Raw genomic sequence first — 14,334 nt, forward strand, 5'->3', positions numbered from 1 at the left:
GGGCTCCGTTCCAGTTCATTGCGTGAGCACCGGGGCCGCCTGGGGGCGGTGACCCGAAGCCCGGTCGGCCGCGCCGGGCTTCGGGGGTGCTCCGGTATGTCCGCAAGGCTGGACCGGAGATGTGAAGAACCTGTCAGATCGCTGTGGTCCGGGGATCAGGGGCTTCCACCGGGTCGGTGGTGGTCGGAAGGTGCAGGGTGAAGGTGGAGCCCTCGCCCACCCGGCTCCGTGCGTCGACCGTGCCGCCGTGGGCCTCGGCCAGCTTCCGTACGATCGCGAGCCCGAGGCCGCTGCCTCCGGTCCTGCGGTTGCGGGACTTCTCCGCACGCCAGAACCGGTCGAACACATGGGGCAGGTCCGCCGCCGGGATGCCGGCGCCGGTGTCGCTGACCGACACGTCCAACCGGCCGTCGACGCCGCGCGCCCGAAGGGTGACCGAGCCGCCGCCCGGTGTGTGGCGCACGGCGTTGGAGACCAGGTTGCCGACGGCCTGGCGCAACCGCACGGGGTCGGCGAGCAGCGTCGGGGCGTTCGCGTCCACGCGCACGTGCAGGGTGACGCCTTCCGATTCGGCCCGCGCGTGGTGGGCGGCGGCGACCTGGCCGAGCAGTTCGTCGATCCGTACGGGCACGGGGTGCAGCCTCAGCGCTCCGGCGTCGGCCTCCGCGAGGTCCTGGAGGTCGTCGATGATGTGCTGGAGCTGTACCGCCTCTTCGAGCAGCGAGGAGACGAACGCCGGATCGAGGTCGGCGATTCCGTCCTGGGCGCCTTCCAGCCAGCCGCGGATGTTGCTCAGCGGAGTGCGCAGTTCATGGGCGACGTCGCTCACCATCGCCCGGCGTTGGGCTTCGAGCAGGGCGCGATGGGCCGTCATGTCGTTGAAGGCGACGGCCAGTCGTCCGATCTCGTCGTCCGTGGTGACGGGGACGGGCGCGGTCCGCTCGCCGTCCTTCATCCGCTGTGCGGCACCGGTCAGTGCCGCGAGCGGCCTCACCAGACGCATGGCGGCGAGCACGGTGGCGCCCACGGTCAGCGCGAGCACGAGGGCCGCGACGCCCGCGATCTTGACGGTGTTGGCCGGTGACAGGTCGAAGCCGGGCGGTTCGGCTCCCACCGGGTCGTCGATGAAGAGGAGCGCGGGCGGTGAGACATAGGCGCGGAGTTGCTGTTTGCGTGCGGTGTTCACACAGGTGGCGGTGTCACGGTCCGCGGTGCTCTCCCTGTGTCCTGGTGGACTCGGCATGGGGGACGCGATGGTGATCACGGGCATACGCGTCTTGAACAGGATGTCCTTCGAACCGCGCTGCCAGGAGAGGTCGAGACCGATGTTCACCGGGCCGTGGCCCTTGCCCTTGAGGCACTGCGTGGCCAGTTCGTTGAGTGCGGCGAGCGCCACCCGTTCCGTACGGGTGAGGGTGTCCAACTCGTCGAGTCCGACGAACGCGCAGCGAATGCCCTGGATGTCTTCGCCGTCCTGGCCCACCACCTCGACGCTCGGGCGTCCGCTGGGGGTGGGGACCACGTCCGCGGCCACGCCGATGTCGGACAGACAGCGCACGATCCGCTTGGCGATCTTCCCCAAATGCTCGCTCTCGGCCACCGTCAACCGGAAGGGGCCGACGGCCCGGTGGTCGATACCGTCGGCCCGGCCCGATCCGGTCCTCCTGGTGGCGAGTGCGGTATCGGCGGCGAGCGGATTAAGGACGGCCGCGTTCCGGATGGGTAGCTCGGCCGGTTGGACGGAGGTTTCGACGGAGTCGGCGATGGGCTGTCGGTTCTCGGTGGTGAGCACGATCCGGCGGTCGTACTTGGCGGCCAGTTCCCGGACCGTCTTCCCGACGTCGTTCCACCGTGGATGGGTGGCGGCGTATTCGAGCAGGGTGTCGTAGATGTGGGTGTCATCGGTGAGGTTCTGGCCCTGCTGCTCCTTGATGGCGCCGGAGGTGCTCTGGACGGCGAGCCAGGCGGTCGCGGCGACCGAGCAGGCTGCGACCAGGGAGGAGACGGCGAGCAGCCGCCCGAAGAGGCTCTTGCGCAGGGGCACTCTGCTGCGGCCCTCGCGCGCGGGGCGCCTAGGCATCGCGCACTCCCCGCGAGCGCCGTACAGGGGATCGGGGCCGCTCGGGTGCGGCGGTGCTCGTACGGGCCCGTGAGGCGGTCGGCGGCTTGGGGGCGGACAGTTTGTATCCCACACCGAAGACGGTGACCAGCCGTTGGGGCCGCCGGGGCTCGGGTTCGATCTTCTTCCGCAGGTTCATGATGTGGACGTCAACCGTCCGGTCGCCGATGTAGCGGGTGAACCCGTGCAGTTGCTCCAGCAGTTGTTGCCGGGTGAAGACCCGACCGGGCTCGGCGGCCATCGCGGCCAGGATGCGGAACTCCCCCGGCGTGCACTCGACGTACTCACCCTCGACGGTGACCTCGTGCCGCTCGGGATCGACCGCCAGCGCGCCCACGGTCAGGGCCGCCGCGGGCTCGGGTTCGGGTTCGGCGGCATCCGGCACCCGGGTGCGGCGCAGCAGCGTCCGCACCCGTGCCATCAACTCGCGTGGGCTGTACGGCTTGGTCATGTAGTCGTCCGCCCCGAGGTCCAGCCCCAGCAGTAGATCGTCCTCGGTGGAACGGGCGGTGAGCATCAGGACCAGCAGGTCGAAGCCCTCGGCCCGCAGGATGCGCAGTACGTCGAGACCGTCGCACTTGGGCATCATCACATCGAGGATCAGCAGGTCGGGCGGCTGTCGGCGGACCAGTTCGATGGCGGCACGCCCGTCGCGCACGACGGTCGCACAGTGCCCTTCCCGTTCGAGATAGCGGCGGACCAACTCGGCCTGCTTCTCGTCGTCCTCAGCGATCATCACCTGTGCGCACACAGCGTCGATCGTATGCACGGTCCCCGAACGGAACGGTGGGCGGGACCCTCGCAGGTCCCGCCCACCCGGTGTCGTACCGGATCGTGTCCGAGCCAAAGGCGCACCGAGCGCGCCCCACCGGTGATCGTCAGACCGTCGGGGATCGCCCGTGGTCGTCAGAGGTTGCCGCGCTTCTCCTGCTCGCGCTCGATGGCCTCGAACAGGGCCTTGAAGTTGCCCTTGCCGAAGCCCATCGAGCCGTGGCGTTCGATCATCTCGAAGAAGACCGTCGGCCGGTCCTGGACCGGCTTGGTGAAGATCTGGAGCAGATAGCCGTCCTCGTCCCGGTCGACGAGGATCTTCAACTCGCGCAGGGTCTCGACGGGGACCCTCGTCTCCCCGGCCCACTCTCCGAGGGTGTCGTAGTACGAGTCGGGGGTGTCGAGGAACTGGACCCCCGCGGCGCGCATGGAGCGCACGGTCGCCACGATGTCGTTGGTGGCGAGTGCGATGTGCTGGACCCCGGCGCCGCCGTAGAACTCCAGATACTCGTCGATCTGCGACTTCTTCTTCGCGATCGCCGGCTCGTTGATGGGGAACTTCACCTTCAGCGTGCCGTCGGCTACGACCTTCGACATCAGCGCGGAGTACTCGGTGGCGATGTCGTCGCCGACGAACTCCTTCATGTTGGTGAAGCCCATGACCTTGTTGTAGAAGGCCACCCACTCGTTCATCCGGCCGAGTTCGACATTGCCGACGCAGTGGTCGATGGCCTGGAAGGTCCTCTTCGCGGGGGGCTCCACGATCGGCGCGGCGGCGACGAAACCGGGCAGATAGGGGCCTTCGTAGCGGGAGCGCTCGACCAGGGTGTGCCGGGTCTGGCCGTAGGTGGCGATGGCGGCGAGCACCACCGTGCCGTGCTCGTCCGTCACCTCGTACGGCTCGGTGACGCCGCGGGCGCCGTGCTCGGTGGCGTACGCGTACGCGGCCCGGGCGTCCGGCACCTCGATCGCGAGGTCGACGACGCCGTCACCGTGCTCGGCGACGTGTTCGGACAGGAAGCGGCCCCACTCGGTCGCCTCCTTGATGACGGAGGTCAGGACGAACCGTGCGGCACCGTTCTCCAGCACGTAACTCGCGGTCTCCCGGCTGCCGTTCTCCGGTCCGGAGTAGGCGACGAGCTTCATGCCGAAGGCCGTGGAGTAGTAGTGGGCGGCCTGCTTGGCGTTGCCCACGGCGAAGACGACCGCATCCATGCCCTTCACCGGGAAGGGGTCGACCTCGCGCGCGGTTGTCGGCTGGTGATCGATGGTCTCAGTCATAGCCACAGACTCCTCTCGCTCCACAAGGTGCGCAATAGTTCGTCACAACGCTAGGCAATCTGTACCACCAGGGTCCACGATGGTGCGGCTTTCTGTACAGGATGACCACCCAAAGGCCCCATGGGAGTGCAGTGTGGCGATCGATCATTTGGACGGCCGGCTGATCGTGCTGCTGGCGCGCGAGCCGCGCATCGGCGTCCTGGAGGCGTCGCGCCGGCTGGGCGTCGCGCGGGGGACCGTACAGGCGCGGCTCGACCGGCTGCGCACCCAGGGTGTGCTGCGCGGATTCGGGCCCGATGTCGACCCGGCCGCGCTGGGGTATCCGGTGACGGCCTTCGCCACGCTGGAGATCAAGCAGGGGCAGGGGGCGGACGTACGGGCGCATCTGGCCACCGTTCCGGAGGTTTTGGAACTGCACACGACCACCGGGCAGGGCGACATGCTGTGTCGGCTGGTGGCGCGGTCTAACGCCGATCTCCAGCGGGTGATCGACCGCGTGGTCGGCTTCGAGGGGATCATGCGGGCGTCCACGGCGATCGTGATGGAGAACCCGGTGCCGCTGAGGATCATCCCGCTGGTGGAACAGGCGGCCCGAGAGGGACGAAGGTGGGGCACCGGCAAACAGGACCGGACGGAAGAGCCCCTCTCCTAGGACATCCCCTATCGATCCGTAATGGCGGAGTGATGCAAAGGAATCCTTGCAAAGCTTTATTTGCAACCTTACCTTTGCCTCATGCACGAGCCGCAGCCGGATCCCCGCTACCGCCCCCTCGACCCCCGCTCCCTGCGGGGCATCGCCCACCCCCTGCGGCTGCGGCTCCTCACCGCGTTGCGCCACGACGGGCCCGCCACCGCATCCCAACTGGCCCAATCACTCAGCGAGTCCAGCGGCGCCACCAGCTACCACCTGCGCCAACTTGCGGCCCACGGCTTCGTCGAGGACGCCCCGGACCTCGGCAAGGGACGCGAACGCTGGTGGCGGGCGTCCGCCGAGGGCACGAGCATCGACCACTCGATGTTCCACAGCGAGGACCCGGCCGTCAGGGGAGCCGCGGGCCTGTTCATCCAGGAGGTCGCGGCGCAGCACGCGGAAGAGGTCACCACCTGGCTCGACACCGCGGACGGCTGGCCCGAGGAGTGGCGTCGGGCGTCCGACCTCAGCGACTTCACCCTCCGGCTGACGGCGGAGACGGCCAGGGAGCTCAACCGGAAGGTCCATGCACTGATCGAGAGCTACCGGGACCGTGAGCCCGAGGGCGCGGCCGAGAAAGGAACGGAAGGCACAGGACCCAGCGCGACGGATGCCGACCGGTCCGCGCAGGTGCGCATCCACCTCCACGCCTTCCCCCGGGCGACCCGCGCTTCCCGCGCCCCCGAGTCGACGACGGAAGGGACCCCACCATGACCGCCGGAGAGACCTCGGCCGAAACACCTGAAACACCCGAAGTCCCAGCACCACCAGAAGCTCCTGAAACGGTTTCGGCCGATCCGCCCCGGCGCGGCCCGCTCGTCCATGTACTGGCGGCCAACGCGGTCTCCATCACCGGCAATTCGCTCACCCTGGTCGGCGTTCCCTGGTTCGCCCTGGAGACCACCGGCAGTCCCGCCAAAGCCGGTCTGGTCGCCTTCTGCGCCACCCTGCCCGTCGTGGTCTCCGCGATCGCCGGCGGACCGATCATCGACCGCACGGGCCGCCGCCGGATCAGCATCATCTCCGACTCCGTCTGTGCGGTCTCCGTCGCGGCGATCCCCTTACTCCACTACGCGGACCTGCTGCACTTCTGGATGCTGTGCGCCCTGATGGCGATGACCGGCCTCTTCCACGCCCCCGGGGAAACCGCGCGCAACGTCCTCCTGCCCCAACTCTCCACCCTGGCGGGCACCCCGATCGCCCGGGCCGCGAGCCTCTTCGACGCCGTGTCGCGCGGCGCACGCATGGCCGGTGCCGCACTCGCGGGCGTACTGATCGCGCTCACCGGCGCGGAGGCCGTGCTCCTCATCGACGCCCTGACCTTCGCCGGCTCTGCCCTGCTGATCTTCTTCGGCGTACGGAACGTGGCCGCGGCCGAACCCCGCAAGGACACCCGGCCCGTCTCGCTGCGCACCTACACCGGAGAGCTCCGTGAGGGGTACGCCTTCCTCCTGCGCGATCGCCTGCTGCTGGGCATGACCCTGATGGTGATGCTCACCAACGGCCTCGACCAGGCGTGGAGCGCGGTCCTCCTGCCCGTGCACGCCAAGGAGAACCTGGGCGGCGCCGGTGAACTGGGGATGTTGGTCGCCCTGTTCGCCGGTTGCGCCCTGCTCGGGGCGCTGCTGTACGGGGCGGTCGGCGAGCGGTTCCCGCGGCGGGTGGTGTTCACCGTGGCATTCATGATCGCCGGGTTGCCGAAGTTCGCGGGGGCCGCACTCACCGACGGAACCGTACCGCTGGCCGTGATCCTGGCGGCCGGCGGAATCGGTGCCGGAATGATCAACCCGATCCTCACCACGGTCGTGTTCGAGCGGGTCCCGGACGCGCTGCGCAGCAGGGTCGCCGGTGTCACGGTCGCCGGAGCGCTGATGACCACGCCCCTCGGCGGGCTCGCGGCCGGCCTCCTCATCGAAGAGATGGGGCTGGTGACGACCCTGTGGGTGCTCGGAGGGATCTACTTCGCTGCGAATCTGTCGCCGGCGGTGTTCCCGTCCTGGCGGCAGTTGAACTCCGTTCCCGCCGCTGCGCTCAGCAGGACGGCACCTTCCCCCCGTCGTCCAACGCGCGCAGGGACTCCACGGCGTCCTGGAGCGAAGTGACCGGGATCAGCCGCATCCCCTTGGGCTGCTCGGCCTGGGCGTCCGAGCACTCCCCCTCCGGTACGAGGAAGACGGTCGCGCCGTCCCGGGCTGCGGCCTGGGTCTTCAGGGAGACCCCGCCGACCTGTCCGACCTTGCCGGTGGGGCTGATCGTGCCCGTACCGGCGATGCTGCGTCCTCCGGTGAGGTCGCCGCCCTCGCCGTTGCCGTCGAGCTTGTCGACGATGCCCAGCGAGAACAGCAGTCCGGCACTGGGTCCGCCGATGTCGGCGAGCCGGAGGGTGACCTTGACCTTCGCGGGGTCCTCGTCCAGATAGGAGAGTGCGGCCAAGGTGGCGTCGTGCTGGGAATCCGTCATGTCCTCCAGATTCCGCTCGGTGACTTCCTGGGTGGACTTGCCGCTGGGATAGACAGAGTCCCTCGGCAGCACGGAACGGTCGGTGCGGAACCAGCCGTCGACCACGTCCCCGACGCCGATGTCGGCGGACGGGCCGGTGGCGAGGATGGTGGTCATCCGCAAGGCGCCCTCGGGGGTACGGACCGGGGCGCCGCTGATGGAGATGACGGGCGTGCCCTTGTGCGTGCCCAACACGTTCGCGGTGTCCCCTGGCTGCGCGATGACGTACGGCAACGGCGCGAACCCGACCACGGCGAAGAGGGCCAGGAGGGGAACGGCGCTGAGGATGAGGGCGCGCGTGCGCGAGAGACGGGAGAGCACCGGCCCAATCTATCCGGGCCGGGCGGGGTGCCGGGACCGTACCCGCACCCGCCCGTGCCCACCGTGCGTACCGCTCTGCTCACCGGAGTGTGCCCGGCCGGGATCGGACGCCCGGGCCGGGCGGGAGATGGAGGACCGATGATCAGAGAAGAAGAGGTCGAGGGCGAGAGAGGAGGTCGAAGATCAGCGCAGGGCGTCGGCGACCTCGCGGGCAGCGTCGACCACCCGGGGCCCCACCCGCTCGGGGACCGAGTCGGCGAGCATCACCACGCCCACGCTCCCCTCGATCCCCGTCACTCCCACCAGCGGTGCAGCGGCCCCGCTGGCCCCCGCCTCCAACTCACCGTGGGTCAGGGTGTACCCAGGATCGTCGGCGTGGCCGAGTCGGGCGGCCAGTATCGCCTTCCCGGCCGCACCCCGGTCCAGCGGATGGCGGAACCCGGCGCGGTAGGCGACGTGGTAGTCCGTCCAGGTGGGTTCGACGACGGCGACCGCGAGGGCCTCCGCGCCGTCCACCAAGGTGAGGTGGGCGGTCGCACCGATGTCCTCGGCGAGGGCCCGCAGCGCGGGCATCGCCGCCTCGCGCACCAGCGGGTGGACCTGTCGTCCGAGCCTGAGCACACCGAGTCCGACTCTGGCCCGACCGCCCAAGTCCCTACGGACCAGGGCGTGTTGTTCCAGAGTGGCCAGCAGACGGTAGACCACGGTTCGATTGACGCCGAGCTTGTTGGACAGCTCGGTCACGGTCAATCCGTGGTCGGTGTCGGCGAGCAGTTTGAGGACGCGCAGTCCTCGGTCGAGCGTCTGGGAGGTCTCCGCGGTCACGACGCCCTCTCCTTCGGAGTGAGTGACGGCGGTCCCTCGCGGTGGTGTCCGCGGTGCCGGTCGCGTCGGCACCGCACCCGGAGGCCGCCGGCAGGCCATGGCACACCGGCTGGGCTCCGCGGCTCGTGGCGCCGCGGGAGCGGTTGTATGGCCCGGACAGTAGCGATCCGGTCCGCTCAGCGGAAGACCTCGTCCAGAATCCGGATGCCAACCCGGGATATTGCACGGGTTGGAGATCGTTCGAACAGTACCTCCGCCCACGACCCGCTCCTACCGGATTGCACGGACAAGTCCCCGGGCGCAGCACATCACGAAGGGGCGTCCGGGACACCGGGGAGGAACGCCGGACCGAGGAGTTCGAGCGGTAGGCCGGCGGAGTGCACGGTACGTGCGGAAGGGCGAAAGGCGGTGCGGGTGGGTGCGGGTCGAAAGGCGAAAGGTGGTGCGGGTGGCGGGTGCGGGTGCGGGTGGCGGACGGAAACCGTACGAGCCGTCCGCCGGGGCCGCGTCAGTGCCCCCGGCGGACGGCCCGTCTCAACGCATCCGCGTGGCCCACTCCTGTACCTTCTTGATCCGCTCACGGATCTGCCCGGCCGTCGCCTCCGCGCTCGGCGGTCCACCGCACACCCGGCGCAACTCGGTGTGGATCACACCGTGCGGCTTGCCGCTCTGATGGACGTAGGCACCGACCATCGTGTTCAACTGCTTGCGCAGTTCCAGCAGTTCCTTGTGCGAGACCACCGGCCGGCGCTCGGCCGGCAACTCCAGTAGGTCCGCCTCCGCATCGGGCTTCTTGCGGCTGTGGGCGATCTGCCGCGCCTGACGCTTCTGCAACAACATCTGGACCTGATCGGGCTCCAGCAGCCCGGGAATGCCCAGGTAGTCCTGCTCCTCCGCGCTGCCCGGATGGGCCTGCATACCGAACTCGGCCCCGTTGTACATCACCCGGTCGAAGACGGCGTCCGACTCCAGCGCCTCGAAGGGCAGCATGTCCTGATCGCCGGTGTCCTCGTCCTGCTCCCGGTTGGCCTCGTCCATTTCCTTCTCGGACTCGGCGTACGGGTCCTCCTCGCCCTCCTTCTTCGGCCGGTCGAGCACATGATCACGCTCGACCTCCATCTCATTGGCGAAGGTGAGCAGCATCGGGATGGTGGGCAGGAAGACGGACGCGGTCTCGCCCCGCCGTCTGGACCGTACGAAACGGCCCACCGCCTGGGCGAAGAACAGCGGCGTCGAAATGGTGGTGGCGTACACGCCGACGGCGAGCCGGGGCACGTCCACGCCCTCGGAAACCATCCGGACCGCGACCATCCAGCGGTCCTCGTTCTCGCTGAAGTCGTCGATGCGCTTGGAGGCACCGGTGTCGTCGGAGAGGACGACGGTCGCCTTGGACCCGGTGATCTCGCGAATGAGCTTTGCGTAGGCGCGGGCCGAGTCCTGGTCGGTCGCGATCACCAGCCCGCCCGCGTCCGGGATGGACTTGCGGACCTCGGTGAGCCTCTGGTCCGCGGCACGAAGCACATTGGGCATCCACTCGCCGCGGGGGTCCAGCGCGGTGCGCCACGCCTGCGAGATGGCGTCCTTGGTCATGGGCTCGCCGAGGCGGGCGGCGATCTCGTCACCGGCCTTGGTGCGCCAGCGCATGTTGCCGCTGTAGCTGAGGAAGATGACGGGCCGCACGACCCCGTCACCGAGGGCGTTGCCGTAGCCGTACGTGTAGTCGGCGGCGGACCGGCGGATGCCGTCGTTGCCCTCCTCGTACGTGACGAACGGGATCGGGTTGGTGTCCGACCTGAAGGGTGTACCGGTCAGCGCGAGCCGACGGGTCGCCGGATCGAAGGCTTCCAGGCACGCCTCGCCCCAGGACTTGGAATCACCGGCGTGATGGATCTCGTCGAGGATGACGAGGGTCTTGCGCTGTTCACAGCGGTTGCGATGGAGCATGGGCCGTACGCCGACGCCCGCGTAGGTGATCGCGACGCCGTGGTACTCCTTGCTGAGCGGTCCCGCGCTGTAGTCGGGATCCAGCTTGATCCCTATCCGCGCGGCTGCCGCGGCCCACTGCTTCTTCAGGTGCTCGGTGGGTGCGACGACGGTCACCTGCTGGACCACGTGGTGGTGCAGCAGCCAGGAGGCGAGGGTCAGCGCGAAGGTGGTCTTCCCCGCGCCGGGGGTGGCGACGGCCAGGAAGTCACGGGGCTGCTCCTGGAGGTATCTCTCCATCGCGCCCTGCTGCCAGGCGCGCAGCTTGCTGGCGGTACCCCAGGGGGCCCTGCCGGGGAAGGCGGGCGAGAGGTGGTGGGAGTGGGAGGCGGTAGTAGTCACGGTCTCCGGTTCGACGCTCGTCCAGGGCACGACGCGGCAGGGGGTGCCACGGGTGGTGTACGGGTATGACAACCGGGCCACCCTACCTGTGTGACCACGCGCCTCCGCTCCGGACGAGGCCCCCGCGGACGGTGAGATGGGCCTCACGACCACCGGTGCGGGCGGGGCGATTCCACCTCGCCGCCCGGACCGTACCGTCCGCTCCGCGGTGGGTCACACGGATTCCGGGACCCTCACGCGGGTCGACACCCAGGCTCCGACCAGGGCGACCAGCGCCATCGGCAGGAAGACCACCACGAACGCGGCCGGATGCGAGGCACCGGCTTCGGTGACCGCGCCGTGGCCGGCCACCGAGGCGCCGCCGAGCGCCGCGAAGGCAGCGCCGCCCGCCGCCAGCAGGATGACGTTCGACAGTCCGTCCGAGATCTGGAGCGCCGCTGAGTTCGAGCCGGCCTCCTCGGGCTCCGACAGCTTGAGGAGCAGCACGCTCGTTGATGCGATCACCATGCCCATGCCGAAGCAACCGATGGCCCAGGAGACGGCCACGATCCACACCGGCACCGATTCGATCAGTACGGTCGGGGCACCGGCGATCGCCACGGCCACCAGCACCATTCCGAACACCATCAGCCGCTCCCGGTGCGGCTCCATCCGCGGCCGGGACTGGATGAACGAGCCGAGGGCCCAGGTCACTCCGCCCGCCGCGAGCGAGAACCCGGCCATGGTCGGGGAGAGGTCACGCTGGGTAACCAGCATCAGCGGCACGAAGGACTCGGCTGCGATGAAGGAACCCGCGGAGATGCCGCGCAGCAGCACGACGGACGGCAGCCCGCGAGCGGCCCGGTAGGTGCCCTTCGGCAGCAGACCGAGGACCGCGGGCACCAGCAGCGCCCCGCCGACGGCAGCCGGCAGCAGGGAGAGCCATTCCAGGTCCTGCGCCGCGTACTGGAGGAGCGCCGCGCCGAGGGAGATGCCGAGGGCCAACCGGATGCGCTGGGCGTCGAAGTTGCCGCGGGGCGCCGACGGATCGGCAGGGCCGGACGCCATGCGTCGGATCTGCGGCAGTGCCAGCGCGAGCGGGAAGACCACGAGCACGGGGATGCCGACGAAGACCCAGCGCCAGCCGAGCTGCTCGGTGACCGTCCCGGAGGCCAGCGGGCCGACCACCGAGGGGATCACCCAGCTCGCGGCGAAGGCGGCGAGTATCGCGGGGCGCAGCCGCTCGGGGTAGGCGCGCCCGATGACGACGTACAGCGCGACGATCACCATGCCGCCACCGAGGCCCTGCACCGCGCGCCCCAGGATGAACAGCCACATCGTGCTCGCGGTGCCGGAGAGCAGCAGTCCGGCACCGAAGGCGGTTATGCCGGTGGCCAACGGTCGCAGTGGACCGTCGCGGTCGGCCCACTGCCCTGAGAGGACCATCGCGAAGAGGCTGGTGGTGAAGTACGAGGAGAAGGCGAAGGCGTAGAGCCCGATGCCGTTCAGTTCACGGGCGGCGACCGGCATCGCCGTGCCGACGGCGGTGGCTTCGAAGGCGATCAGCAGGACGACGGAGACGATGCCCACGCTGAGGGCCCGATAGCTCCGACCGAGTACCCCGCCCTGGGGCTGCTCGTCGATGGTGGGGGCGTCGGGCGCAGGGGTCGATGTCGTGACGTCGGCGTCACGTGGGTCCAGGGCGGTCATGGACCAAGAGTAAGGGGCGTGGACCGGGGTGAACCCTGTCTGAGGACCCGACCTGCCCTGGTCCCTTGGTCGTACGACTGTGAACGCCCTGTGGCAGCTGTATTGCAGTGTGGCCGATGGTCTTGAGCGGGTGCCGAACGGCGGCTTACGGTCTCATCAGTAACAACGCATGACCGCGTGCCCGAGTGGTTCAGGGACTCGACTGCAACTCGAGTTACACCGGTTCGAATCCGGTCGCGGTCTCCAGGCCGGGACGTCCCGGACTTCGGCGGGGGAATTCTTCGGGATTCCCCACAGTCGAGGTCCGGGACGTTGTCGTTTTCCGGCCGCTCACCGATCACCGCCCCGGATGCAACGGCGTGAGCCACCTCACGTACGAAGGAAGGGAAGCGGGGGACGCGGAGACGCTCAGGGACATGTGGTGACCGCGGCCTCGGGCAGGCGCGCGAGGATCTCGTCCACGGTCTGCTGCGGCGTCTGCTCGCTGGAGTCGAGCCACAGGCCCACCCTCGGTGTCCGTGCCCGCAACTCCTCGTCCAGGGCGTGCGGCGTCCACCCCTCGCCGTATCCGGTCTTCGACCGACCCGCCTCCCGTGCGGCCACGGCGTGGGGGCGCGGAGCGAGGACGACGACGTACAGGGGACGGGTGCGGACCAGGCGTACGTACGGCGCGAACTCCTCACCGATGACGATGTCCTGGAGTACGGCGGTGAACCCGGCCTCCGCGTACGCGTCGGCCGTCCTGGCGGCCAGTCGGTACCGCAGCCGTAGCTGGGCCACGGCCGAGGGATCGAGGTCCGGGCCCATCTCCACCCGCCCGGAGACGACCATGCGCCGAAAGACGTCACCGCGGACATGGGCGGCCTGCGGGAGCCGTTCGGCGAGCGCCTGGGCGACGGTGGACTTCCCGGAAGCCATGATCCCGGTGATGAGGACGACGGACGACTCCAGCGGTTCGCTCATACGAGGACGCTAGCCGCACCCGTCGTCGCTCTCACTCCGGTTTCTCCCTGGCACTCCCCCGGACACCCGTACCGCACGGACACCCCGACCACCGCACCGCCCGACGGGCTATGCGGACGGGCTGGGCGGACGGGTCACTGGGCCGGGCTACTGGGCGTCGGCTTGCCCGGCACCGGCTTGAGCACCGGTGACGCGGTCAATCCGCCGTTCCCAGCGCATCCGAGCTCCTTGGCGACGGCGAAAGCGGCCGAGTTGAGCACGGTCATGGTCGCGTCGCTCAGCTCCCGCGCGTCCCCGCTCGGTTCCGATCTGACCCGCAGCACTCCGCGTACGACCGCGGGATCGTCCGCCGTGCTGCCCAGCTTCGGGCTCGTGCACAGGAAGTACTGGGAGGCGTAGTCCTTCCCGGCCAGCGCCCGCCGCCCGAGCTGATATGCCGTCAGCTTCGCGGCATGGTCCTTGCTGTCGAGGAACTCACCGTCGTCCAGGGCGAACGCCAACGAAAGGTCGTCCAGGTCGGAAGGGCCGCCTGCGTAGACAAGGCAGAGACTGGACTCGCGCCCCTTGCTCGGACCGGACGACTCGTAGTCGAACACGAGGTTGGAGACCGTCTTGGCCAGGCCGTTCGCAACGCCGTTCTGCACGAAGCGATCCGACTCGGTGACCTTCGTCAGCGCCTGACGAGCCGCGGGGGCGGTGAAGACCCCTTCACAGATCTCGTCGGCACCGACGAGCTTCTCGTCCGAGCCCTTCGACCCGTCGCCCTTCCCCGAACAGGCGACCAGGGAAAGACCGAGTGCCCCTACCAGGATCGCGGATGTCATAGCCCGCCACGCCTTGATGACCTTCA

General features: G+C 69.4%; 12 protein-coding genes and 1 tRNA gene. 4 read left to right on the forward strand and 9 right to left on the reverse strand.

What is annotated here, in order from left to right:
* Positions 1 to 133: 133 nt before the first annotated feature.
* The 3 genes from ABZ348_RS22245 to hppD form a co-directional block, all read right to left on the reverse strand.
* On the reverse strand, positions 134 to 2,080 hold the full coding sequence (locus ABZ348_RS22245) for a HAMP domain-containing sensor histidine kinase (protein ID WP_358935610.1): 1,947 nt from the start codon (positions 2,078 to 2,080) through the stop codon (positions 134 to 136).
* Positions 2,073 to 2,855, reverse strand: a complete 783-nt coding sequence (locus ABZ348_RS22250) for a response regulator transcription factor (RefSeq protein WP_358935737.1) — start codon at positions 2,853 to 2,855, stop codon at positions 2,073 to 2,075. Before ABZ348_RS22250 ends, ABZ348_RS22245 begins: the two co-directional genes overlap by 8 nt.
* A gap of 170 nt (positions 2,856 to 3,025) precedes the next feature.
* The gene (gene hppD, locus ABZ348_RS22255; protein WP_358935612.1) at positions 3,026 to 4,171 is read right to left on the reverse strand and encodes a 4-hydroxyphenylpyruvate dioxygenase; all 1,146 of its coding nucleotides are present in this window, start codon (positions 4,169 to 4,171) and stop codon (positions 3,026 to 3,028) included.
* A gap of 133 nt (positions 4,172 to 4,304) precedes the next feature.
* On the opposite strand from hppD, the gene ABZ348_RS22260 reads away from it, so the two are divergent.
* The 3 genes from ABZ348_RS22260 (at position 4,305) to ABZ348_RS22270 (ending at position 6,964) form a co-directional block, all read left to right on the forward strand.
* On the forward strand, positions 4,305 to 4,823 hold the full coding sequence (locus tag ABZ348_RS22260; protein WP_358935614.1) for an Lrp/AsnC family transcriptional regulator: 519 nt from the start codon (positions 4,305 to 4,307) through the stop codon (positions 4,821 to 4,823).
* Positions 4,824 to 4,904: 81 nt separating this feature from the next.
* Complete coding sequence (locus ABZ348_RS22265; protein WP_358935616.1) at positions 4,905 to 5,576, forward strand: winged helix-turn-helix domain-containing protein; 672 nt, start codon at positions 4,905 to 4,907, stop codon at positions 5,574 to 5,576.
* Positions 5,573 to 6,964, forward strand: coding sequence for an MFS transporter (locus ABZ348_RS22270; RefSeq protein ID WP_358935618.1), 1,392 nt, complete (start codon positions 5,573 to 5,575; stop codon positions 6,962 to 6,964). The genes ABZ348_RS22265 and ABZ348_RS22270 overlap by 4 nt, the downstream gene beginning before the upstream one ends.
* Here ABZ348_RS22270 and ABZ348_RS22275 read toward each other — a convergent pair.
* From ABZ348_RS22275 to ABZ348_RS22290, 4 genes are all read right to left on the reverse strand, one after another.
* Complete coding sequence (locus tag ABZ348_RS22275; RefSeq protein ID WP_358935620.1) at positions 6,894 to 7,682, reverse strand: S16 family serine protease; 789 nt, start codon at positions 7,680 to 7,682, stop codon at positions 6,894 to 6,896. The genes ABZ348_RS22270 and ABZ348_RS22275 overlap by 71 nt on opposite strands.
* A gap of 183 nt (positions 7,683 to 7,865) precedes the next feature.
* Positions 7,866 to 8,507 carry a helix-turn-helix domain-containing protein gene (locus ABZ348_RS22280; protein WP_329019606.1) on the reverse strand — a complete coding sequence of 214 codons (642 nt, stop codon included), beginning with the start codon at positions 8,505 to 8,507 and terminating at the stop codon, positions 7,866 to 7,868.
* A gap of 534 nt (positions 8,508 to 9,041) precedes the next feature.
* A complete protein-coding gene (locus ABZ348_RS22285; RefSeq protein WP_358935739.1) occupies positions 9,042 to 10,832 on the reverse strand; it encodes a DEAD/DEAH box helicase in 1,791 nt (596 codons plus the stop codon).
* A 213-nt stretch (positions 10,833 to 11,045) separates the two neighbouring features.
* Positions 11,046 to 12,521 carry an MFS transporter gene (locus ABZ348_RS22290; RefSeq protein ID WP_358935622.1) on the reverse strand — a complete coding sequence of 492 codons (1,476 nt, stop codon included), beginning with the start codon at positions 12,519 to 12,521 and terminating at the stop codon, positions 11,046 to 11,048.
* A gap of 171 nt (positions 12,522 to 12,692) precedes the next feature.
* Here ABZ348_RS22290 and ABZ348_RS22295 point away from each other — a divergent pair.
* Positions 12,693 to 12,767: transfer RNA gene (locus ABZ348_RS22295), tRNA-Cys, on the forward strand.
* Between the two features lie 162 nt (positions 12,768 to 12,929).
* Here the strand turns inward: ABZ348_RS22295 and ABZ348_RS22300 are convergent.
* Positions 12,930 to 13,484: an AAA family ATPase gene (locus tag ABZ348_RS22300; RefSeq protein WP_358935623.1), complete on the reverse strand. Its 555-nt coding sequence runs from the start codon at positions 13,482 to 13,484 to the stop codon at positions 12,930 to 12,932.
* Between the two features lie 134 nt (positions 13,485 to 13,618).
* On the reverse strand, positions 13,619 to 14,308 hold the full coding sequence (locus tag ABZ348_RS22305) for a hypothetical protein (RefSeq protein WP_358935625.1): 690 nt from the start codon (positions 14,306 to 14,308) through the stop codon (positions 13,619 to 13,621).
* Between the last annotated feature and the right edge of the window lie 26 nt (positions 14,309 to 14,334).

Source organism: Streptomyces sp. NPDC005963 (assembly GCF_040638655.1).
Taxonomy (GTDB): domain Bacteria; phylum Actinomycetota; class Actinomycetes; order Streptomycetales; family Streptomycetaceae; genus Streptomyces.

Coding starts and splice junctions, on each gene's coding strand:
- ABZ348_RS22270 (WP_358935618.1), top strand. CDS start 5,573: ATGACCGCCGGAGAGACCTCGGCCGAAACACCTGAAACACCCGAAGTC.
- ABZ348_RS22305 (WP_358935625.1), bottom strand. CDS start 14,308: ATGACATCCGCGATCCTGGTAGGGGCACTCGGTCTTTCCCTGGTCGCC.
- ABZ348_RS22290 (WP_358935622.1), bottom strand. CDS start 12,521: ATGACCGCCCTGGACCCACGTGACGCCGACGTCACGACATCGACCCCT.
- ABZ348_RS22300 (WP_358935623.1), bottom strand. CDS start 13,484: ATGAGCGAACCGCTGGAGTCGTCCGTCGTCCTCATCACCGGGATCATG.
- ABZ348_RS22250 (WP_358935737.1), bottom strand. CDS start 2,855: ATGATCGCTGAGGACGACGAGAAGCAGGCCGAGTTGGTCCGCCGCTAT.
- ABZ348_RS22265 (WP_358935616.1), top strand. CDS start 4,905: ATGCACGAGCCGCAGCCGGATCCCCGCTACCGCCCCCTCGACCCCCGC.
- ABZ348_RS22245 (WP_358935610.1), bottom strand. CDS start 2,080: ATGCCTAGGCGCCCCGCGCGCGAGGGCCGCAGCAGAGTGCCCCTGCGC.
- hppD (WP_358935612.1), bottom strand. CDS start 4,171: ATGACTGAGACCATCGATCACCAGCCGACAACCGCGCGCGAGGTCGAC.